The sequence below is a fragment of the Pseudomonas sp. MF6747 genome, from assembly GCF_963890955.1.
Lineage (GTDB): Bacteria > Pseudomonadota > Gammaproteobacteria > Pseudomonadales > Pseudomonadaceae > Aquipseudomonas.
The window spans coordinates 64,373-84,873 of the sequence record NZ_CAWPSZ010000016.1 but is presented as its reverse complement, the minus strand read 5'-3'; the positions used below and the strand labels follow the sequence as shown (position 1 = coordinate 84,873).

Annotated in this window: 20 protein-coding genes and 1 pseudogene; 14 read left to right on the top strand and 7 right to left on the bottom strand. The window is 58.8% G+C overall.

The genetic code is table 11. The annotated features are described in order from the left end of the window. Positions 1–146 precede the first annotated feature (146 nt). The 5 genes from AACW30_RS17135 (at position 147) to AACW30_RS17115 (ending at position 6,811) form a co-directional block, all read left to right on the top strand. The gene (locus tag AACW30_RS17135; protein ID WP_200625444.1) at positions 147–1,703 is read left to right on the top strand and encodes a methyl-accepting chemotaxis protein; all 1,557 of its coding nucleotides are present in this window, start codon (positions 147–149) and stop codon (positions 1,701–1,703) included. A 154-nt stretch (positions 1,704–1,857) separates the two neighbouring features. Further along, positions 1,858–2,877, top strand: coding sequence for a FecCD family ABC transporter permease (locus AACW30_RS17130; protein ID WP_200625443.1), 1,020 nt, complete (start codon positions 1,858–1,860; stop codon positions 2,875–2,877). Next, a complete protein-coding gene (locus AACW30_RS17125; RefSeq protein ID WP_200625442.1) occupies positions 2,874–3,638 on the top strand; it encodes an ABC transporter ATP-binding protein in 765 nt (254 codons plus the stop codon). Before AACW30_RS17130 ends, AACW30_RS17125 begins: the two co-directional genes overlap by 4 nt. Positions 3,639–3,649: 11 nt before the next feature. After that, on the top strand, positions 3,650–5,761 hold the full coding sequence (locus AACW30_RS17120; protein ID WP_200625441.1) for a TonB-dependent receptor: 2,112 nt from the start codon (positions 3,650–3,652) through the stop codon (positions 5,759–5,761). 45 nt (positions 5,762–5,806) lie between these two features. Then, positions 5,807–6,811: an ABC transporter substrate-binding protein gene (locus tag AACW30_RS17115; protein WP_234452732.1), complete on the top strand. Its 1,005-nt coding sequence runs from the start codon at positions 5,807–5,809 to the stop codon at positions 6,809–6,811. Positions 6,812–7,097: 286 nt separating this feature from the next. Here AACW30_RS17115 and fdhD read toward each other — a convergent pair whose 3' ends face one another. Together fdhD and AACW30_RS17105 are read right to left on the bottom strand one after the other, a co-directional pair. Continuing rightward, positions 7,098–7,925, bottom strand: a complete 828-nt coding sequence (fdhD, locus tag AACW30_RS17110) for a formate dehydrogenase accessory sulfurtransferase FdhD (protein ID WP_200625439.1) — start codon at positions 7,923–7,925, stop codon at positions 7,098–7,100. 18 nt (positions 7,926–7,943) lie between these two features. Next, positions 7,944–8,840, bottom strand: coding sequence for a LysR family transcriptional regulator (locus AACW30_RS17105; protein WP_200625438.1), 897 nt, complete (start codon positions 8,838–8,840; stop codon positions 7,944–7,946). A gap of 285 nt (positions 8,841–9,125) precedes the next feature. Between AACW30_RS17105 and moaB the strand changes: the two genes are divergently transcribed. Together moaB and AACW30_RS17095 are read left to right on the top strand one after the other, a co-directional pair. Continuing rightward, positions 9,126–9,665, top strand: coding sequence for a molybdenum cofactor biosynthesis protein B (gene moaB / locus AACW30_RS17100; RefSeq protein ID WP_200625437.1), 540 nt, complete (start codon positions 9,126–9,128; stop codon positions 9,663–9,665). After that, on the top strand, positions 9,662–10,867 hold the full coding sequence (locus AACW30_RS17095; RefSeq protein WP_200625436.1) for a molybdopterin molybdotransferase MoeA: 1,206 nt from the start codon (positions 9,662–9,664) through the stop codon (positions 10,865–10,867). Before moaB ends, AACW30_RS17095 begins: the two co-directional genes overlap by 4 nt. A gap of 54 nt (positions 10,868–10,921) precedes the next feature. On the opposite strand, the gene moaE is transcribed toward AACW30_RS17095, so the two are convergent. Genes moaE through moaA form a run of 5 tightly spaced genes read right to left on the bottom strand, consistent with a single transcriptional unit; the run spans position 10,922 to position 14,071 of the window. Further along, entirely contained in the window at positions 10,922–11,374 is a 453-nt protein-coding gene (moaE, locus tag AACW30_RS17090) for a molybdopterin synthase catalytic subunit MoaE (protein ID WP_200625435.1), read from the bottom strand. Positions 11,375–11,377: 3 nt separating this feature from the next. Beyond that, positions 11,378–11,629, bottom strand: a complete 252-nt coding sequence (gene moaD, locus AACW30_RS17085; RefSeq protein ID WP_200625434.1) for a molybdopterin converting factor subunit 1 — start codon at positions 11,627–11,629, stop codon at positions 11,378–11,380. Continuing rightward, a complete protein-coding gene (moaC, locus tag AACW30_RS17080) occupies positions 11,626–12,120 on the bottom strand; it encodes a cyclic pyranopterin monophosphate synthase MoaC (RefSeq protein WP_200625433.1) in 495 nt (164 codons plus the stop codon). The genes moaD and moaC overlap by 4 nt, the downstream gene beginning before the upstream one ends. Positions 12,121–12,133: 13 nt before the next feature. Further along, complete coding sequence (locus AACW30_RS17075; RefSeq protein WP_200625432.1) at positions 12,134–13,033, bottom strand: bestrophin family protein; 900 nt, start codon at positions 13,031–13,033, stop codon at positions 12,134–12,136. A 39-nt stretch (positions 13,034–13,072) separates the two neighbouring features. After that, positions 13,073–14,071 carry a GTP 3',8-cyclase MoaA gene (gene moaA / locus AACW30_RS17070; RefSeq protein ID WP_200625431.1) on the bottom strand — a complete coding sequence of 333 codons (999 nt, stop codon included), beginning with the start codon at positions 14,069–14,071 and terminating at the stop codon, positions 13,073–13,075. A 442-nt stretch (positions 14,072–14,513) separates the two neighbouring features. Between moaA and AACW30_RS17065 the strand changes: the two genes are divergently transcribed. From AACW30_RS17065 to AACW30_RS17035, 7 genes and pseudogenes are all read left to right on the top strand, one after another. Continuing rightward, positions 14,514–16,838: an FdhF/YdeP family oxidoreductase gene (locus AACW30_RS17065; protein ID WP_200625430.1), complete on the top strand. Its 2,325-nt coding sequence runs from the start codon at positions 14,514–14,516 to the stop codon at positions 16,836–16,838. A 113-nt stretch (positions 16,839–16,951) separates the two neighbouring features. Continuing rightward, a complete protein-coding gene (locus tag AACW30_RS17060; protein WP_200625429.1) occupies positions 16,952–18,373 on the top strand; it encodes a cytochrome ubiquinol oxidase subunit I in 1,422 nt (473 codons plus the stop codon). Positions 18,374–18,388: 15 nt separating this feature from the next. After that, on the top strand, positions 18,389–19,405 hold the full coding sequence (gene cydB / locus AACW30_RS17055; protein WP_200625428.1) for a cytochrome d ubiquinol oxidase subunit II: 1,017 nt from the start codon (positions 18,389–18,391) through the stop codon (positions 19,403–19,405). Further along, complete coding sequence (locus AACW30_RS17050; protein WP_200625427.1) at positions 19,392–19,529, top strand: hypothetical protein; 138 nt, start codon at positions 19,392–19,394, stop codon at positions 19,527–19,529. Before cydB ends, AACW30_RS17050 begins: the two co-directional genes overlap by 14 nt. Continuing rightward, on the top strand, positions 19,516–19,677 hold the full coding sequence (locus tag AACW30_RS17045; RefSeq protein WP_200625426.1) for a DUF2474 domain-containing protein: 162 nt from the start codon (positions 19,516–19,518) through the stop codon (positions 19,675–19,677). Before AACW30_RS17050 ends, AACW30_RS17045 begins: the two co-directional genes overlap by 14 nt. Before the next feature lie 61 nt (positions 19,678–19,738). Next, entirely contained in the window at positions 19,739–19,978 is a 240-nt protein-coding gene (locus AACW30_RS17040) for a hypothetical protein (RefSeq protein WP_200625425.1), read from the top strand. 193 nt (positions 19,979–20,171) lie between these two features. Further along, a pseudogene (locus AACW30_RS17035) lies at positions 20,172–20,354 on the top strand (Dyp-type peroxidase); the annotation flags it as partial. Positions 20,355–20,501: the final 147 nt, after the last annotated feature.

Here is a 20,501-nt window from a genome sequence, read left to right as displayed (position 1 = left end):
CTAAAGTTACGCCTTTGCGCTGCAGGGGCGTTTGTCTTATAGAGTTGTAATACGCGTTCAGCGCCCTCTGAAGTTGACTAGTTGTCTGCCCATGAGCGGGCGTCTTCGGCCATCCAAGCGCGTTTTTTTCATTGTCTGGAGTATTTATGTCTGGTTGGATCCGTAACATCCGCGTCAGCGCTAAGCTGAGTTGGGGGTTCGGCCTGGTGCTGGGGTTCTCCTTGTTACTGGTCGTTACTGGCTGGGTCGCGATTAATGTACTCACCGAACGCAGTATTAAAGTAGAGAGCATTGCTCGCGTCAGTGATATGACGATGGAGCTGCGTGTTCATCGTGTGCGCATGGAGCTCAACCCCCAGGGGGACAGTGTTCATTTGATTCTACAGACGCTCGATAAGCTGTCTGGGCACTTGAGCGCTGCTCGCGTGCTGCTGGCAGCCCCCCGCGATGAGGGGTTGATTGATGAGCAGATTGCGGCCGTCAAAGCGTATCGCGAGGCACTCGGTACCGTGAGTCAGCCGGGCGTTGATCTGGCGCCAGTGTTTGCGCGTATGAGTGCACAAGGTGACATCCTGCTCGACACCACGGGCCAGTTGATCGCCTCACAAAACAGGCAGCGTGATACCGATTCGTCGTTTGCCAAAGCCCTGCTCGTCAGTGTGGCGCTGCTGGCGTTGCTGCTAAGCGTGGTGGTGGCTTGGGTCATCAGTCGGCAGATTGTCACACCCCTACGGCACGTGCTGACAAACGTTGATCGGATTGCGTCTGGCGACTTGAGCCAGGACGTCGTGGTCGACCGTTGCGACGAACTGGGACAGTTGCAGAGCGGTCTGCAACAGATGACCAGCCGTTTGCGTCAGCTGATCGGAGGTATCAGCGGCAGCGTTATCCAGATTGCCAGTGCGGCGGAGGAACTGTCCGCTGTCACTAAACACACCAGTGCTGGTGTCAACGGCCAGAGAGTCGAGACTGATCATGTCGCCACTGCCATGAACGAAATGACCTCCACGGTGCAAGCGGTGGCACTGAATGCCGAAGAGGCGTGTGAAGCTACGACGATGGCCGATCAGCATGCACGGGAAGGCGATCAGGTCGTGGGTGAAGCCATCGAGCAGATCGAGCGGTTGGCCTTGGAGGTGAGACGTTCAGCCGAGGCGGTAGCTCATCTGAAAGAGCAAAGCGATAAAATCGGAGGCGTGCTGGACGTCATCAAGGCTGTCGCCCAGCAAACCAATCTACTCGCGCTCAACGCTGCGATCGAGGCGGCTCGGGCTGGTGAAGCGGGGCGCGGGTTCGCCGTGGTAGCGGATGAAGTGCGTAGCCTGGCTTTGCGTACCCAACGCTCCACTGAGGAAATTGAAAGCCTGGTGGCCGGTGTTCAAAGTGGCACTCACGCGGTGTCTTCAAGTATGGAAGCGAGCTTGCTATTGAGTGAGCACAGTGTTGAGTTCACTCGCCGAGCGGGTACGTCGCTGGAAAATATTACCCGTACGGTATCGACCATCCAGCTGATGAATCAGCAGATTGCTGCGGCTGCCGAGCAGCAAAGTGCAGTGGCCGAAGAGATCAATCGCAGCGTGATCACGGTGCGCGATATTTCCGAACAAACAGCCAGTGCCAGCGACCAGACCGCTTCGTCAAGTATCGAGTTGGCGCGGCTGGGGCATGAGCTGGAAGCGCTGGTCGCGCGGTTCAAGGTTTGACGCAAAGCATGACAACTTGACACTACTGGGCATCAAGCGATCGGCCACGTCCCGCTCTGTCACGGGATGCAAACGTTCCATGACAGGGATTTCACAGAGTGGAAGGACGTCAATCGCTATATACTTTTCTACATAGCGAAATATCGAGTGACTGATGTTCTACTTTCCCCGTGTGTCTCTACCCTGGCTCAGTTTCCTTCTATTGGTGGCTGCGACGTTGCTCGCCTTATTGTTAGGGCGCTATGCGATCTCAGTGGGTGAGTTGTGCCAATTCGTCATGACGATGGCTGGCCTTGGCGAGATGCCCACCGAACGTTATCAGTTGGTACACAGCCTGATCATCGACGCGCGCCTGCCTCGAGTCCTTGCCGGGCTATTGGTGGGAGCGGGGCTGTCAGTCTCGGGGGCGGCGTATCAGGCCGTCTTTCGTAACCCGCTGGTGTCGCCGGGCTTGCTGGGGGTACTCAGTGGCTGTGCTTTCGGTGCCGCCCAGGGAATCCTCCTGCACTGGGATCCGTTGCCCATCGCCTTGCTCGCCTGTACGACCGGATTGGTCGCCGTGGCCGTGGGCGTGGGGATCGCACATCTGTTCCAGACCTCTTCCATTCTGCTGTTGGTGCTCGGTGGCATCGTTGCCAACGCGTTGTTCACCGCGTTGCTGTCCATCACTCAGTACATGGCTGATCCGGTCGATCAACTGCCAGGCATTGTCTATTGGTTACTGGGAAGTCTCAGCTCGGTCGACCAACACACACTCATCTGGATTGCACCGGTGCTGGCGCTGGCAATCGGGCTGCTGTGCCTGGGAGGGCGTGTCATTGATGCCCTGTCTCTTAGCGATGACGAGGCCTACAGCCTGGGCGTGCCGGTTCAGAAGATTCGCTACGGCGTGATTGTGCTGGCCACGTTGATCTGTGCGATGACCGTCAGCCTGGCCGGGATGGTCGGTTGGATCGGCTTGCTCGTGCCGCACCTGGCTCGGTTACTGGTCGGCCCCGGCAATCTTCGTTTGTTGCCCGTCAGCGCCTGCCTGGGTGGAGTCTTCCTGCTCGCGGCCGACGGTACTGCACGGAGTGTGTCGAGCGGGGAAATCCCGCTGGGTATCGTGACCGAACTTTTCGGTGCCGTTGCCTTTGTACTGGTGTTGCATCGCGTGCGTAGAGGTTGGCTATGACCCTGTTGGCGACACACCGGTTGAGCTTTTACATAGGGCGTCGTCTCATTCTCGATGACCTCTCATTGAGCATCGAACCGGGGGACAATATTGCGTTACTGGGGGCTAACGGCGCCGGTAAGAGCAGTTTGCTACGCCTGCTGCTGGGCTTACTCAAACCCGCTGCGGGCCAGGTGCTGTTGGACGGTCAGCCGATTACGGCCTTGAGCCGTCGCGCCGTGGCTCGGCAACTTGCGTATGTGCCCCAGAGTCATGTGCCCAGCTTTCCTTTTAGCGTCGCGCAGATCGTTGCCCAGGGGCGCCTGCCTGTCACGGGGCTTGGGCAGGCCCCAGGCGCTGTCGACGCAGATGCCGTTCAGCACGCCTTGAACGAGTTGGGGATCGAGCACCTGCTTGAGCGGCCCTATACAGAGTTGTCCGGAGGCGAACGCCAGTTGGTGCTGATTGCCCGCGCCATGGTGCAACGGGCGCGCCTGATCATCCTCGACGAGCCCGTCACCGGGCTCGATTACGGCCATCAACTGCGCTTGCTCGCGCTGCTGCAACGTCTCGCTGGCCAGGGCCTGAGCGTCCTGTCGAGCAGCCACCGCCCAGAGCAAGCGCTGGCGTCGGCCAACCGCGTGCTGGTGTTGCACGAGGGGCGACTGATTGCTGATGGGCCGCCCAGTGCCGTCATCGACAGCGACCTCATGCAGCGCCTTTACCAGGTCGCAGTCCGGCAGATCGATACCGCCGGCCACCGTTTTTTCCTTCCCTGTTGAGTCATTTATCCATGCAACGCTTTACCTCACCCCACTTGACGGTGGTCCCGTTGCTGTTCAGCGTAACGGTGCCGTTTGCCCATGCTGAAACACTGCAACTGGCGCCCATCGACATCAATGCCGACGACATTCTCACCCAGCAGGCTCGAGACAAGAGTGCGACACTGGGTCCACTGGGCGAGCGGCGCCTACAGGATGTGCCGTATTCGCTCAGCGTGGTTTCTCGCGATCTGATCGACAGCCAGCAACTGAAAAGCTTCAAGGACATCATCCGTTATCTGCCGTCAGTGCAGGCTGATGGCGTACGCCCCCAGACCCGAGGCTTTCAAGGCAGCGTGGTGCAGAACAGCCGGCTTGATGGGCTCAATATCGTCTCGACCACCGATTACCCAGCCGAACAACTTGGCGGCGTTGAAGTGCTCAGTGGTCTCTCCGGCTCCCTGTATGGCCCGGCGAACCCGGCCGGAACGTTCAACCTGCTTTCCAAGCGCCCGACTGATTACACCCTTAACCGCGTCACTGTCGGGGTCGGCACCGGCCTGAGCTGGTTGAAAACCGCCGACCTCAGTGGCCCGTTCGACCCCGCTGGCAAGATCAAATACCGCGTCAATCTTGTCGACGAACAAGGCCATGGCTACGCGCCTGGTAGTACCTTGCGGCGGCAGTTGGTGAGTTTGGCGACGGATTTCCAGCTCAGCGACGACAGCGTTATCGAGACTAACTTCAGTCACTACAACTACCTCGCCAAAGGTTTTCCGGGGAAGTTCGCCGTGGCTTCCGGTGTGACATTGCCCAACGCACCTGACCCTACGCGCAACAATCTGGGGCAGAGCTACGCAGGTGACAACAACACCACCGACACCGCCAGCGCACACTTCAAGCACGACTTCGATGGCAACTGGAAGCTCGATGTTGGCGCACTGCGCCAGATCGCCGACCGTGAATCGACCGGGGTGACCAACACCCTGATCAATAACAGCGGTGTTTACCGCACCTCGGTCTCGAGCATCACCGCCAGCCGCTTCACGATCAACAGTTACCTGGCCAGCCTCAACGGCAGCGTGAATACCGGGCCGGTCCGGCATGAACTGACCTTTGGCCTGACCGGGTTCGACTGGGACAACTACAACCCGGTCGCCGGTAGCGCCCAGACGCTGGGCACAGGCTCCCTGAGCAACCCCGCTAACTTTGCCGAGCCCGACTACCCGGATTTCACTCAACGTTATCATTCGGCCAACACTCAACAACGCTCGCTCATCGTCGCCGACACCCTGACGTTCACTCCCCAATGGAGCCTGATGCTCAGCGGTAGCCAAAGCCATTTGACGGCGGATAACTACACGTTGAAAGGGGTGCACACGTCTTCCGAAGACTCGGGCATCAGCAGCGCCAGCAGCCTGATCTACAAACCCATCGACGACCTCACGCTCTACCTCACTTACGCCGACAGCCTGCAACAAGGCGACAGTGCAGCCGCGGGCAGTAGCAACGTCGGCAGTATTTTGGCTCCGTATCGCAGCCGGATGTGGGAGGTGGGCGGAAAATGGGTGGTCAGTGGCGTCAACCTGTCGCTCGCGGCGTTTCAGATCAAGCGTCCTTTTGCCTACACGCAAGCGGATAACGTTTATGCCGTCGCCGGTGAGCAGCGCAATCGTGGTCTTGAATTCCTGGCCGACGGTAACATCACCACCGATTTGAAGATGTATGGCGGTATCACCTGGCTGGACCCCAAGCTGCTATCAACGGGGGATGCCAATACGGAAAATACTCGTATCGTCGGGTTGTCACGAGTAACCGCCAGCCTGTTGACCGAATACCGTATTGATCAGGTGCCCGGGCTGGCCGTAAACCTCAACGCCCGCTACGCCGGTGCCCGCCCAACCGATGATAGCAACGATCATTGGGTCGGCAGTTATCAGACGTTTGACATCGGTACCAGTTACAGCACGCGTTTCATGCAGCGCGATACCGTCTATCGCCTGGAAATGACCAACGTCGGCAATGAGCATTATTGGACCAACATCGTCCCTGGCGGTTTAAACGGCTACACCGGGGCAGGGCAGTCCAGCGCTTCACCCGGTCTACCACGAATGGTACAAGCCTCTATTCAGGTGGATCTGTAGTTGAGGGGCATGGCGCGGTGCAAAACGCTGGTTATCGGGCTGCTAATGACCAGCCTGATGGCTCGCGCGGCGCCTGCACCTGAAGCCCAACAAGCCGAGACACAGGCCCGGCAGGTCATCGATGACAGTGGTCGGTCCGTCAGCCTGTCGGGCAAGCCCCGGCGTATTGCCGATGCCTGGTACGCCCATCACGTGTTACTGATGACACTGGGCGCCGGTGACCGCATCGTCGCCACCGTCAACCATGCGCGCAGCCAGCCCTGGATGTTCAGGCTACTGCCGAGCCTGAACCACGCGCTCAGCGTAGACGCCACGGCATTCAACGTAGAGAGCCTGTTGGCCGAGCGTGTCGACCTGGTCTTCACCTTGGCCAGCGATCCACAGGCGCGGGCTTACGAGCAGGCTGGCCTGCCTGTCATGCGCATGGGGTTCACCGATTTGCCTGGCTTGCAGCACTCGCTCCTGACGACTGCTCAGGCGCTCGGTGGTGCCCGGCCCCTCGCGCGCGCCAAGGCGTACAACGCCTACCTCGATGCCGAACTTGGCAGAGTAGGGCGCAAGGTCGCAGGCCTTGCCACCGAGCAGCGCCCGCGGGTGTTGCACATCAATTCGATCAACCCGCTGAAAGTGGACGGCAGCGACACGTTGATCGACGACTGGATCAAGCTGGCCGGAGGGCGGAATGCGGCAGTTGGGCTCAAGGGCAACCTGCAAGTGGTATCGGCTGAGCAACTGCTGGCCTGGCAACCGGATGTGGTGATAGTGGCGGCCGGCGCGGGGGAACTCAAGCAAGCCGCGCAAGCCTCACTATTGGCTCAATTGACGGCCGTTCAGCAACGCCGCGTGCTGCGCAACCCGGCAGGGGTATTCCCGTGGGACCGCTATGGCACCGAAGTGGCGCTGCAAATCGAATGGGCGGCGCAACAGCTTCACCCTGATCTGTTCAGTGACATCGACATGGTCCAAAGGACGATCACCTTCTATCAGCAATTCTTCGACTACACCCTGAGTGAAACCGATGCCAGGCGTATGCTTCAGGGTCTGCCCTGACGCCTTGTTGCAAGCGGCCTAGGTTCTAGAACACGCATCATCAGACGTGAGTCAATACTCCGTAGAAGGCTGCTCTGTCGTGGCAGCACCTAGGCATCTATCGGCTCCCGCCCTTCGGTGACGAGTTTGTCTGTGGAGTGATCCTGGAGATTAAGCGCAAGGTACCTGGTGTCCGTAAACCCGTAGGCCAACCAATTGGTGCCGCTGGACTAAATCGACGTGGGCAGTGGCACGCCGTCCTACAAATCGATACCGGTGAGTGTCGTGTGTTCGCAGCTCAATTGAGTTAGGCCGGGCTGTAGATCCGCGGCGCGTTTCGGTGAGGCACATGGATCAGGTTGAGGTGGTGCTTGCGCGCCCACTGCACCGTTAACACGGTGGGCGCCGACAAGCTGACCAGGGTGCCGAAGCGGGCCCTGACCGCTTTGTGAATCAGCTCCAGACTGCAACGGCTGGTGACCACCGTGAAGCCGCTGCGGGCATCGACTCCGGCGTGTTGCATGGCCCCGATCAATTTATCCAGCGCATTGTGGCGACCGATATCCTCACGGCACAGCAGGGCTATGCCGTCAGCACCGAAGTGCAAGGCCGCGTGCAGGGCGCCCGTGCTTTTTCCCATTATCTGGGCTTCTTCGATACGCTCCCGCAGGCCCTTGAGGTGTTGCTTTGGCGGCAGGGGCGCCGGCTGCAGACTCTCCAGTTGCGGCAGGGCCTGCTCCAGCGCCTCCACTCCACACAAACCGCAACCGCTGGTGCCCGCCATTTGCCGTCGATGATCTTTCAACGCCCAGAACGCACGGCTCGAGATCTGTACGTCGGCCTGGCAAGCTTGGTCAAAGTGCGTGAGTTGAATGTCGTAGATTTCATCCAGGCTATCGACGATTGCGTTGCTCACGCTGAAGCCCCGGATGAAGTCTTCGATATTGCCGGGTGAAACCATCATCACCGCCTGGCTCAAGCCGTTGTAGATAATGGCCAGGGCGATTTCCGCCGCCAGCGCCGCTTGGGCAACCTGGGCGTCTTCGTCATATTCTCGATAGGACACGTTGACCGGCTGTGGGGCCGGGGCATTGGCATCGCTTGGTTCAACGGACTGCTCGATTCGGCAAATCATGAGTAAACCTCCGATACGCTAGTTTGAGCCCTGGGTGGCAAACAGCTGTTTAGCTTCTGCAAAACACTTTTCGGCGATGGCCGAGCGCGGTTCGGTTTTACGCATCACCATGCCCAGTGGTGCGAGCACACTCGCATCCGGCAGGTTGATAAACGCTAGATTCTCGATGGGGTTTTTCAGGCCGCTGCCCAACGGCATGATCGCGCAGCAAAAACCTTCGTGGATCGCCTGGAACAGTTGGTACGTCGAATCGCTTTCGAGTATGGGCTGGGGGTCGAGGCCGCGGCTGCGAAAACTCAGGTCAATGGATTTTCGATAGTGCATGCCGTTGCTGATCATCCCCAGAGGCAATTCGGCGGCGTCTTCCCAGCTCATTTCCGTGCCTTCAAAATGGAAGTGGCGGGTGTCGTATAGCAGGCCGACGCGAGTCTCGCCCAGTTCGAAAAAGTCCAGGTAATTGGGGTTGACGTGGTCCAGGTAACACACGCCCAAGTCCAGCTGGTTGGTGCCCAAGGCTTCGATGATCTTGTCCGAGCTCATGGACGACAGGCTGAACTTGAGTTCCGGGAAGGTGTGAGAGAGCCTTTGGATGTAACTGATCGGGTTGAAGCCGCTAAGCGGCACCAGACCCAGGCGCAAGTTACCCACTAACTGGCCACGACACGCAGCGGCTTCAGCGAACAACCCGTCATGGGCGGCGAGCAAGGTGCGGGCCCAGGCCAGCACACGATCACCGGCTTGGGTGAAACCTTCGAACCGTTGGCCTCGGCTGACCAACTCCAGGCCCAATTCATCCTCCAGGTTGCGCAAGCGCATCGACAGGGTCGGCTGGGTGATGTGACAACGCGCAGCGGCCTGGCCGAAGTGGCGGGTCTGTTCCAACGCGATCAGGAATTTGAGTTGCTTTATGTCCATTTAAGGCACCTGCCAGGGAAAAAGTAAGAGGTCCTAATGAGTGCCAGTGTCGATATTCGCGGACCACAGCGAAAGAGATACGCAGACGATCTCATTGTAGGGCCAGCGCGTCCAATAACCCGTATTGAAGGCATGATCGATTCACTCGATAACCAACCAAAGGCACGCAGAAAAACCAGCGATAGAGAGGCTCGATAACCCGGTAAGCCGTAACGATTAGACAGTCATCGTTTGAGCGCTTTAGCCTCAGGCAATTATTTTGATGATGGCCTGCCGGAGAATGACATGAGCGTAACGTCGGATGCATTGTTTGTACCGTTGAATATTGCGGTGTTGACTGTCAGTGATACCCGGGAATATGCCAATGATACCTCAGGGCAACTGCTGGTCAGCCGGCTGCTGGAAGCCGGGCACAGCCTCAGTGAGCGCAACCTGCTCAAGGATGACCTGTACAAGATCCGCGCGCAGGTCGCGACCTGGATCGCCAGTGAGCAGATTCAAGTGGTGTTGATTACCGGCGGCACCGGCTTCACCGGCCGCGACAGCACGCCCGAGGCGGTGAGCTGTTTGCTGGATAAGCAGATTGATGGTTTTGGTGAGTTGTTCCGCGCGATCTCAATCCTCGATATCGGCACTTCCACGGTACAGAGCCGTGCCTTGGCCGGGCTGGCCAACGGTACGCTGGTGTGCTGTCTACCGGGCTCGACGGGTGCCTGCCGGACGGCATGGGAAGGCATCCTCGCCGAGCAACTAGATGCGCGCCACCGGCCGTGCAATTTCGTGCCGCACCTCAAGTCGGTGGCATTGTGCGGGACACGAGGGTGAGCCGTTCGCCGCTGATGTCGGTGGAGGAGGCTATTGCCTCGCTGCTGGCCATGGCGCAGGTGCAACGTCTGCAAGACAGCGAACTGGTGGTGTTGAGCGAAGCACGGCAACGCGTGCTGGCCAATGACCTGATTGCGACCCTGGATCTGCCGCCGTGGCCGAACAGTGCCATGGATGGCTATGCCCTGAACGTCGGCGATTGGACGGGCGAGCCGCTGGCGGTGTCGCAACAGATTTTCGCCGGCGTTGCACCTGAGGCGCTGCTGCCTGGCACCTGCGCTCGCATCTTCACCGGCGCACCGGTGCCTGCCGGGGCTAATTGCGTCCAGATGCAGGAAAACGCCCAAGTGCTGGAAGATGGCCGCGTGCGCTTCACGCAGCCGCTGAGCGTGGGCCAGAACATCCGCCCGCAAGGCCAGGAGAACCGGGCAGGCCAGGTGTTGCTCGCGGCCGGCAAGCGGCTCGGGCCTTTCGAGTTGGCCATCGCGGCGGCGCAGGGCTGTACCCATGTGCCGGTGGTACGGCGGCCACGGGTGGCATTGCTGTCTACGGGCGACGAACTGGCCGAGCCGGGTACGCCCCTGAAGCCCGGCTGCATCTACAACAGCAATCGCACCTTGCTCAGCCATTGGCTGGGTGCGTTGGGATGCGAGGTCATCGATGGCGGCATTCTTCCCGACCAGCCGCAACGCACCCGGCTCAAGCTGGAACAACTGCAACATGCCACCGATTTGATCCTCACCACCGGTGGCGTCTCGGCCGGCGATGCCGATTGCCTCGGTCAGGTGCTGCGCGAATGCGGCAAGCCATTATTCTGGAAACTCGCGATCAAGCCGGGCAAACCCTTGACCGTGGGCTACTTTGGCAATGTGCCCATGATCGGCCTGCCCGGTAACCCGACCTCGGCGTTGGTGACATTCGGGCTACTGGCGCGGGCATACCTGTTGCGTATCCAGGGGGTCGAGGACGTCACGCCACTGAGCTTCATGGTTAGCATCAGTTTTGACTGGCCTAAAGCTGGCAATCGCCGGGAATACCTGCGGGCCAGGCTGGAGGAGGGCAAGGCAGTGTTATATCCCAACCAGAGTTCAGGCGTGTTGCTGGGCGCTTCGTGGGCAGATGGGCTGGTTGAAATTCCTGAAGGCCAAACGCTGCAAGCGGGTGACACGGCACGCTTTATTCCGTTCTGCGACTTGTTCTAAGGCGAGTCAGGTGCGCTGACTGTGGCGAGCAAGCTCCCTCGCCACAACAAGCCTCTAGACCGCCCAGCGCTCCTGCGCCAACCGATCACTTTCCCTTTCCTCGACCCAACGCTCACCCGCCGGCGTCTGTTCACGCTTCCAGAACGGCGCGCGAGTCTTTAGGTAGTCCATCAGGAATGCACAGGCGTCAAAGGCGGCCTGCCGATGTTCACTTGCCACGCCGACAAAGACAATGGGCTCACCGACCTTCAACGCGCCTACACGGTGCACGATGCTCACCCGTTGCAATGGCCAGCGCTCATGGGCTTGATCGACGATCAATTGCAAGGAGTGCTCGGTCATGCCCGGGTAATGTTCAAGGAATAATTCGCTGACCTGGTCCCCTTGGTTGATATCGCGCACATAACCCACGAACGTGGCCACGGCGCCGACGCCTGGGTCTTCGGCGTGGACGCTGTGGGTCAGTTCACCCAGATCGAAAAGCGCCGTCTGAACCTGCACAGGCATGGATCAACCTCCGGTCACGGGTGGGAAGAACGCAATTTCGTCGAAGTCTTCTATCACCGCGTTTGGCGTACACAGTTCTTGATTCAGCGCGCACATCAGGCTGGACTCACCCAGCACTTGCTGCCAGATCTCACCTCGGGCACACAGTCGTTGCCTGACGTCCTCAATGGTGCGCAAAGACTCATCCAGCGTGATTTTTTCGCCACCGCTGCCCAGTTGATCGCGATAACGCGCAAAGTAGTTGACCAGGATCATTGGGCTTCACCGGCGATAAAAGTCCCCGACTTGCCGCCCTCTTTCTTCAGCAACTGGATACGGTCAATGATCATCCCCCGGTCCACCGCCTTGCACATGTCATAGATCGTCAAGGCTGCCACGCTGGCTGCGGTCAGGGCTTCGAGTTCGACGCCGGTCTGGCCGGTGAGCCGGCAGGTACTGACGATCCTCACACGGTCGGGTTCGACGGCCTGCAGTTCGAGGTGAATCGAACTGAGCATCAACGGGTGGCAGAGCGGGATCAGTTCATGGGTTTTCTTTGCCGCCATGATCCCGGCGATACGCGCGACCGCAAAAACGTCGCCCTTGGGGTGTCCATTGTGCTGGATCAACTCCAAGGTCGACGGCTGCATACGCACCCAAGCCTGGGCCTGGGCTTCACGGGTGGTGGCTATCTTGTCAGTGACGTCGACCATGCTAGCCCGGCCGGCAGCGTCCAGATGTGTCAGTGAGTGTGGGTGTTCGTGCATGGGGGACCTCGGATCAGTTCAGAATGAAATCGATGGGTTGCAGCACGGGAGGCAGTTCTGTCGCGCCATTGGCGTGGAGGACTTCGCGTTCAATAGTGCGCACGATGGCATTGGTCGGCAGGTCGTTTTCGTCATAGCCAAAGGGGTCTTCCAGCTCATCGCCAATCGCATCCAGGCCAAAAAACGTGTAACTCACGATCGCGGTGAAGAGTGGCGTCAGCCAACCCAATGGCTCGGCCATTGCGAAGGGCAGCAAGATGCAAAACATGTAGCTGGTGCGGTGCAACAACAGCGTGTAGGGGAAGGGCAGCGGGGTACTTTTGATGCGCTCGCAAACCGTTTGTGTACGGGTCAGGTCGCTCAAGTGCCCGGCCATCACCTGGTAGCGCCATTCGCTGATGTTCCCCGACTCGGCCAGCGTCGAGCATTGCTGGGTGACGCGGCCAATGATGCTTTCAGGAATGTTGGGCGTGTTGACTGAGGGCAGCCGGTCCAGCCAAGGCTCCGCCACGCTCAACTCGTCTTCATGACGCAGCCTGGCATTCAACGCGTGGGCGAATCCACACAGGTTGCGCAGGATGTCACGGCGCTGGCTGGCATCCTTAATGACTTGGGTTTCGCGAATCATTGCGCGCACCTGCGTCACCATCACGCCGAGCGCTTTGCGCCCTTCGTACCAGCGGTCATAGCAGGCATTGTTGCGAAAGCTCATGAAGATCGACAGTGACAAGCCCAACAGCGTGAACGGTGTGGCGTTGACCCTGGAAAAGTAGGCTGGGTGCAGGGTCTCGACCAGCACGATCGCCGAGGCCAGCAGTGTCACCAGCAGGCTGCGTTGTGCGATGCGCCGGGCGACGGAGCCCTTTAGCGAAATCAAGACACCGATCAGGTTGGGTTTGGCTCGGACGATCATGCGCTACAGCCTTCTGCAAAAAGAGGGAAAACCGGGCGGTTAACCGCCCGTCATGTTCATGAAACGGACAACCTGCACCTCATCGTTGAGCTCGAAGTTATGCCGGTAGGGCTTGAGTTTCATCGAGTCGAGAATGGCACTCTCCAGTCGTTGCGGCTCACCTGGATAACGGCGCAGGACCTCCTTGAGATCGACCGAATGCTCGTTGCCCAGGCACAGTAGCAGCCGGCCTTCAACGGTCAGTCGCACGCGGTTGCACGTGCCGCAGAAGTTGTGGCTGTGCGGGGAAATGAAGCCCAGGCGAATATGCGGCGCCTCGGCCAGGCGCCAGTAACGTGAAGGGCCTTGGGTCGATTCCGCAGAGTCGATCAGGGTATAGCGCTCGGCGATACGCTCGCGCACTTGCGCGCTGGAGTAGAACGCCTCGGCACGGCTGTGTTCGCTGATGACGCCCAAGGGCATTTCTTCGATAAACGAAATATCCACGCCCCGGTCGATGGCGAACGCCACGAGGTCGTTGATTTCGTGATCGTTACGCCCCTTCATCACCACGCAATTGAGTTTGGTGCGTTGAAAACCCGCCGCATTCGCCGCGTCGATACCGGCGATAACCTTGGCCAAGTCACCGGTGCGCGTCAGTTCGCGAAAGCGCTTTGGGTCCAGGCTGTCGAGGCTGATGTTCAGGCGTTTGAGCCCGGCATCGAACAACGGTGCGGCCAGCTTGCCCAGCTGTGAGCCGTTGGTGGTCATGCACAACTCGCGAAGGCCGGGAAGCGCCGCGATGCGCCGGCACAGCTCAACCACGCCCGGGCGGATCAAGGGTTCGCCGCCGGTCAGGCGGATTTTTCGCGTGCCAAGCGTCACAAAACTTTCAGCTAACTGATAAAGCTCTTCCAACGTGAGGATGCGCTGGCGCGGCAGGAATTCCATGTCTTCAGCCATGCAATACACACAGCGGAAATCGCAGCGGTCGGTCACCGACATCCTGAGGTAGTCGACCCGGCGAGAAAAACTATCCATCAAGATCTGGTCGGTCATTAAAACCTCCGGCAGCGACTCATTGAGCGTAGTCAGGGCGCTGGTTTTTGGGGGCTCGATAGGAATAAGAGCCTTGTTTGTGTTGAGGCTAATGTTGTTTTTGAAGTTCGTCTAATCACTATTAGTAACCGGCTGATCGACGAAATCTATGAAGATTTATTTGTATTTTTGCTGCGGCTTTATGGTTGTATCTTGTTGAAAAAACAGACTATTCATATTGATAGATGGCTTCGATGATGTGGTCATTATTTATGATTAGACAGGGAATTTAGGCGCGCATAGTCTGAACGCGTAACCCGAAGTAGAGCCCGTGAAACGGGTCGGCGCAAATGATGTTTAGTTATTTATAAATATTTTTGCGTTTTGCGATGCCTGAAAAAAAACCATTAATAAGGGCTTTAAGTTAGGCCGCCGCCTACGTGTGAAGTCTTGGAGAAATACCATGAGCGAAGTTGAGCGTTATAAACCGTACAAGGGGGCGGCTGCAGGTTGGGGCGCACTGATTGCGGTGACGAAAAACTGGCTGGGCAGTGAAAACGCGTTCAAGAACATCCGCGCGATGCTCAAGACCAACCAGAATGGCGGCTTTGACTGCCCGGGTTGTGCGTGGGGCGAGTCGCCGGAAAACGGTATGGTCAAGTTCTGCGAGAACGGCGCCAAGGCGGTTAACTGGGAAGCCACCGGGCGCCTGGTCAACCCGGCATTCTTCAATAAATACACCGTGTCGCAGTTGGCGGCGCAAAGTGATTATTGGCTTGAATATCAGGGGCGCCTGACGCACCCGATGCGTTACGACGCCTCGCTGGACCGTTATGTCGAAACCAGTTGGGACGACGCCTTTGCCTTGATCGCCAAGCACCTCAAGGAGCTGACGTCGCCGGATCAGGCAGAGTTCTATACCTCGGGCCGCGCCAGTAACGAAGCCGCTTATCTGTATCAACTGTTCGTTCGCGCCTACGGTACCAATAACTTTCCCGATTGCTCGAACATGTGCCATGAGGCCAGCGGCCTGGGCATGGACGACAGCGTCGGCGTAGGCAAAGGCACGGTGACGTTTGATGACCTGGAGGAGGCTGATGCGATTTTCGTCATCGGGCAGAACCCGGGCACCAATCACCCACGCATGCTCGAACCACTGCGCGAGGCGGTGAAGCGGGGCGCCCAGGTGATTTGTTTCAACCCGCTCAAAGAGCGTGGTCTGGAACGTTTCCAGCACCCGCAGCATCCGCTGGAGATGCTCACCAACGGCTCCGAACCCACCTCGTCGGCGTACTTCCGTCCGGCCCTGGGGGGCGACATGGCCGCGTTTCGTGGCATCGCCAAGTTCCTGCTGGAATGGGAGCGTGATGCGCTGGAGAACAATGGCGAGGCCGTATTCGACCGTGCATTCATTGCCGAACACACCTCGGGCCTCGAGAGCTACCTGGCGGAAGTGGACGCCACTTCGTGGGAACACATTGTCGAGCAATCCGGCCTGAGCCTCGCCGACATCGAGCTCGCTGCGCGCATGTACCGCCGCGCCAAACGCGTCATCATGTGCTGGGCGATGGGCGTGACCCAGCACACGCACTCGGTGGTGACCGTGCAGGAAATCATCAACGTGCAGCTGTTGCGCGGCAATATCGGCCGGCCGGGGGCAGGGCTGTCGCCAGTGCGTGGGCACAGTAATGTGCAGGGCGACCGCACCATGGGAATCAACGAGCTGGCGCCACCGGAGTTGATCAATGCGCTGGAAGCACGCTTTGATTTCAAGGTGCCACGTCGCCATGGCCACAACACGGTAATGGCGATTGCAGCCATGGAAGATGGGCGCTCCAAAGTGTTCATTGGCCTGGGCGGCAACTTCGCGCAGGCGACGCCGGACACCCCACGCACCCATGCCGCGTTGCGCAATTGCGACCTGACCGTGCATATCGCCACCAAGCTCAACCGCAGCCATTTGGTGACCGGTCGCGAAGCCCTGATCCTGCCGTGCCTGGGCCGTACCGATATCGACATGCAGGAAGAGGGGCCGCAAGGCGTGACGGTGGAAGACACCTTCAGCATGGTGCACATTTCCCATGGCCAGCTCAAACCCAAGTCTTCATTGATGCGCTCGGAGCCGGCCATTATCGCCGGGATCGCCAATGCAACGCTGGGCAAGCATCCGATCGACTGGCTTTGGGCGGTGGCTGACTACAGCCGTATCCGTGACTTAATCGCCGACACCATTCCCGGCTTCAAAAACTTCAACAAAAAACTGCAGCACCCTGGCGGCTTCCACCTGGGCAACAACGCGGCGCAACGCATTTGGAAAACCGCCAGCGGTAAAGCCCAGTTCGCCTCTAGCGTGCTGCCCGCTCACTTGGTCAGCGAAGGCGTACGCAACCTCGACGTCAAGCCGGACCTGATCCTGCAGACCATGCGTTCCCACGACCAGTACAACACCACGTTGTACGGGCTCGATGACCGCTATCGCGGCGTTTATGGCATGCGCGATGTGGTGTTCGTCAATGAGCAGGACATTCGCAAGCTGGGCTACGAGCCAGGGCAAAAGGTCGACATGGTGTCGCTGTGGGGCGATGGCCGGGAGCGTCGGGTCAGCGGCTTCACGTTGATTGCCTACGATATTCCAGCCGGCCAGGCCGCTGCCTATTACCCGGAAACCAACCCGTTGGTGCCGTTGGAAAGCTATGGCGACCGCACCTATACCCCGACGTCGAAGTTCATCGCCATTCGGCTTGAACCTGCGCCGGCCAGCAACCTGATTCAGTCCCTCGGCGCTTGAGCCGGACCGGGGTGGCCTGAGCGTCGCCCCGGGTTTTGCTGATCACTGGACACCGTGCGTCACGGGCCGCGAGGCCCAAGGCAACCGGGCTTGACCACTATGAGGGTATCGTCATGTTCAATCTTGAGGCGCTGGACCTGGCGCGAATTCAATTCGCGTTCACGGTCTCGTTTCACATTATCTTCCCCGCCATCACCATCGGCCTGGCCAGTTTCCTGGCCGTGCTTGAAGGGTTGTGGCTGAAAACCAACAACTCGGTCTACAAGGACCTGTATCACTTCTGGTCGAAAATCTTCGCCGTCAACTTCGGCATGGGCGTGGTGTCGGGCCTGGTCATGGCTTACGAGTTCGGCACCAACTGGAGTCGGTTTTCTGACTTTGCCGGGAGCATCACCGGGCCGTTGCTTACCTATGAAGTGTTGACTGCATTCTTCCTAGAGGCGGGCTTCCTGGGCGTAATGCTGTTTGGCTGGAACCGAGTAGGGCGTGGGTTGCACTTCTTTTCCACGGTCATGGTTGCCATCGGTACGTTGATCTCCACGTTCTGGATTCTGGCCTCCAACAGCTGGATGCAGACACCACAGGGGTTTTCCATCGTTGACGGACGGGTCATGCCGTTGGACTGGTTCGCCATCGTCTTCAACCCGTCGTTCCCGTTCCGTTTGGCGCACATGGCCATTGCGGCGTTTGTCGCCACCGCGTTCTTTGTCGGTTCGTCGGCCGCCTGGCATCTGCTGCGCAAGAACGACACGCCACCGGTGCGCAAGATGCTTTCGATGGCGATGTGGATGGCGTTGATCGTGGCGCCAATCCAGGCGGTGGTCGGTGACGCCCATGGCCTGAACACCCTGGAGCATCAACCGGCGAAAATTGCCGCTATCGAAGGGCACTGGGAGAACGTCGGTAACGAGGCGACGCCGCTGGTGCTGTTCGGCATTCCCGACATGGACGCCGAAAAGACCCGTTATGCGATCGAAGTCCCTTACCTGGGCAGCCTCATCCTGACCCACAGCCTGGATAAACAGATCCCGGCGCTCAAGAGCTTCCCTAAAGAGGATCGGCCGAACTCAACGATCATTTTCTTTAGCTTCCGGATCATGGCCGGGCTCGGGATGTTGATGATCTTCACCGGATTGCTGGGGCTTGCATTGCGTCGAAATGGCGCGCTGTATCGCAACCGCCTGTTCCTGCGCCTGGTGTTGTTCATGGGGCCAACCGGTCTTATCGCAATGCTGGCCGGGTGGATCACCACCGAGGTCGGTCGCCAGCCGTGGGTGGTCTACGGGCTGCTGCGCACTGCCGATGCGGCGTCCAATCACACCGTCACGCAGTTGAGCATCTCGCTGGCGTTGTTTGTGGTGATCTACTTCTCGGTATTTGCCGTGGGTATCGGCTACATGATGAAGCTGGTACGCAAGGGCCCGCAGCCCCATCACGACCATCCGCCTCAGGGCGGCCCCGGCCAGGAGCGCACGCCACGCCGTCCCCTGTCCGCTGTCACCGAGACGCTGGCGTCCGGCGACCACATCAACTGATCAAGGGGATTACACATGGGCATTCAAGGTATAGACCTGTCGTTGATCTGGGGCGTGATCATTGCCTTCGGGGTGATGATGTACGTGATCATGGATGGCTTCGACCTGGGGTTGGGCATCCTTTTTCCGTTGATCCCGGACGAGCAGGAGCGCGACGTGATGATGAACACCGTTGCGCCGGTGTGGGACGGCAACGAGACCTGGCTGATCCTCGGCGGGGCAGCGTTGTACGGTGCGTTTCCACTGGCGTATTCGGTGATCCTGGAGGCGCTGTACCTGCCGCTGATCTTCATGCTGGCGGGGCTGATCTTTCGCGGTGTGGCGTTTGAATTTCGCTTCAAGGCCAGCCCGCAGAAGCGGCACATCTGGGACATGGCGTTCATCGGCGGCTCGTTCCTGGCAACCTTTTGCCAGGGCGTGGTGATCGGCACCTACATTGCCGGCATCCCGGTACTGAATCGCCAGTTTGCCGGAGGCACGCTGGACTGGCTGTCGCCATTCCCGCTGTTCTGCGGCGTGGGGCTTGTAGTGGCCTACGCACTGCTGGGCAGCACCTGGTTGCTGGTCAAGACCGAAGGCATGCTTGAATCGCGGATGCGCCTGTTCAGCCGCTATTTGGCGTTCGCCCTGATGGCAGTGGTGGCCGTGCTGTGCGTGTGGACACCCTGGCTGCATCCAGAAATCGCCACGCGCTGGTTCTCCCATGCGCACATCGTGGTCTTCGGAGGGCTGATGCTACTGGGCGTACTCGCGCTGGTCGGGCTGCTGAAGACGTTGCGTCAACATCACTCCCACTGGCCGTTCGTATTCACCCTGGTGCTGGTCTTCCTGGGTTACATCGGCCTGGCCTTCAGCATCTGGCCGAACATCGTGCCGCCGTCCATCAGCCTGTGGGACGCCGCATCGCCACCTTCCAGTCAGTTGTTCATCCTGATCGGTACCCTGTTCATCTTGCCGATCATCCTGATGTACACCTGCTGGAGTTACTACGTGTTCCGCGGAAAAGTGAGGATTGGCGATGGCTACCATTAAGGCTGAAAAACCGCTGCCTTTTTACAAACAGGTGGCGCAGTTGAGCCTGCTGTTTTTAGGTGGGCTGATCATGTTGGCCGCCACGACGGCCCTGACGATGGAGTTGACCCATGGAACGCTCTGAAGTGTCGCAAAACCAACATAAGCCAGGCCCCTGGTACCAGCGGGTGTTTTGGCTGATCGCTATTTGGTTCGCCAGTGTGGTCGCACTCGGCATCGTAGCCAGTGGTTTTCGCTGGATGATGCACATGGCCGGTATGACCAGCCATTAAGAGGGCATTTCACCCCATAAAAGTCCGGCGCTCAAGGTGGCGCCGGATCAAGGAGAGCAACATGTCGGAACGTATTGATAAAACACATCCCGTTGAATACAAGACAAAAAAAGGAATTGTGGTACAGATTGGCTTCAGTTGGAGTCCGCCGCTCGATATACCGGTCGGGGCTACGCTGACCCTGACAGGGTCAACTTCCCCCGAAGCCTTTGTCGAGGGAGCTCATTGGGAGAGTTATGAGCAGGCGTTTAAAGAGGCGCAAGATGCTGCTGATCGCTGGGTGAGCTTTCTGTCTCGATAACGGGTATTGGGTTGCCAGGGGAGTATCCATGATGCTGGTAAGGCGAATGATCTGATCCGAGTCTGGCCTCAATATCTATTAATAGAGGTTAAAAAATGCAATTCGAATGCCTTTCACTTCTATGGATTCAGGCGCGCAAAAAAGCAGGCCCGCACCTTACTTGACAAGAGTAGCTGGGACTATGTGGTGTGTGAGCAATTCGCACAGCTCTTTGACGACGATTACGAAGGAGGGCGAGGAGGTGAAAATCTTGCGTGACAACATGGCGTTTGGACGGCCTGGTGCAGGTGGGTTTGGGACTCTTTTCAGCGGTTACACGCGCTCACCTGAGCCACTCGAACTGATGCTTGAAAATAGGTTCGACGGAAAACCTTCTTTCCTTTTTAGCGTTGCTCGCTCCAAGGCGGGTCAATCGCGTATCTGACCCTCAACGTGCTGGGAGAGCTAAAACGTCTAAAAATCTCGTTCGTCGGCATCGCTGATGACTCATAGAGCGCTTTGATGAGAACCCTACTATCTTGAT

Coding starts and splice junctions, on each gene's coding strand:
- AACW30_RS17135 (WP_200625444.1), top strand. CDS start 147: ATGTCTGGTTGGATCCGTAACATCCGCGTCAGCGCTAAGCTGAGTTGG.
- AACW30_RS17130 (WP_200625443.1), top strand. CDS start 1,858: ATGTTCTACTTTCCCCGTGTGTCTCTACCCTGGCTCAGTTTCCTTCTA.
- AACW30_RS17125 (WP_200625442.1), top strand. CDS start 2,874: ATGACCCTGTTGGCGACACACCGGTTGAGCTTTTACATAGGGCGTCGT.
- AACW30_RS17120 (WP_200625441.1), top strand. CDS start 3,650: ATGCAACGCTTTACCTCACCCCACTTGACGGTGGTCCCGTTGCTGTTC.
- AACW30_RS17115 (WP_234452732.1), top strand. CDS start 5,807: ATGACCAGCCTGATGGCTCGCGCGGCGCCTGCACCTGAAGCCCAACAA.
- fdhD (WP_200625439.1), bottom strand. CDS start 7,925: ATGATTTGCCGAATCGAGCAGTCCGTTGAACCAAGCGATGCCAATGCC.
- AACW30_RS17105 (WP_200625438.1), bottom strand. CDS start 8,840: ATGGACATAAAGCAACTCAAATTCCTGATCGCGTTGGAACAGACCCGC.
- moaB (WP_200625437.1), top strand. CDS start 9,126: ATGAGCGTAACGTCGGATGCATTGTTTGTACCGTTGAATATTGCGGTG.
- moaE (WP_200625435.1), bottom strand. CDS start 11,374: ATGCCTGTGCAGGTTCAGACGGCGCTTTTCGATCTGGGTGAACTGACC.
- moaD (WP_200625434.1), bottom strand. CDS start 11,629: ATGATCCTGGTCAACTACTTTGCGCGTTATCGCGATCAACTGGGCAGC.
- moaC (WP_200625433.1), bottom strand. CDS start 12,120: ATGCACGAACACCCACACTCACTGACACATCTGGACGCTGCCGGCCGG.
- AACW30_RS17075 (WP_200625432.1), bottom strand. CDS start 13,033: ATGATCGTCCGAGCCAAACCCAACCTGATCGGTGTCTTGATTTCGCTA.
- moaA (WP_200625431.1), bottom strand. CDS start 14,071: ATGACCGACCAGATCTTGATGGATAGTTTTTCTCGCCGGGTCGACTAC.
- AACW30_RS17065 (WP_200625430.1), top strand. CDS start 14,514: ATGAGCGAAGTTGAGCGTTATAAACCGTACAAGGGGGCGGCTGCAGGT.
- AACW30_RS17060 (WP_200625429.1), top strand. CDS start 16,952: ATGTTCAATCTTGAGGCGCTGGACCTGGCGCGAATTCAATTCGCGTTC.
- cydB (WP_200625428.1), top strand. CDS start 18,389: ATGGGCATTCAAGGTATAGACCTGTCGTTGATCTGGGGCGTGATCATT.
- AACW30_RS17050 (WP_200625427.1), top strand. CDS start 19,392: ATGGCTACCATTAAGGCTGAAAAACCGCTGCCTTTTTACAAACAGGTG.
- AACW30_RS17045 (WP_200625426.1), top strand. CDS start 19,516: ATGGAACGCTCTGAAGTGTCGCAAAACCAACATAAGCCAGGCCCCTGG.
- AACW30_RS17040 (WP_200625425.1), top strand. CDS start 19,739: ATGTCGGAACGTATTGATAAAACACATCCCGTTGAATACAAGACAAAA.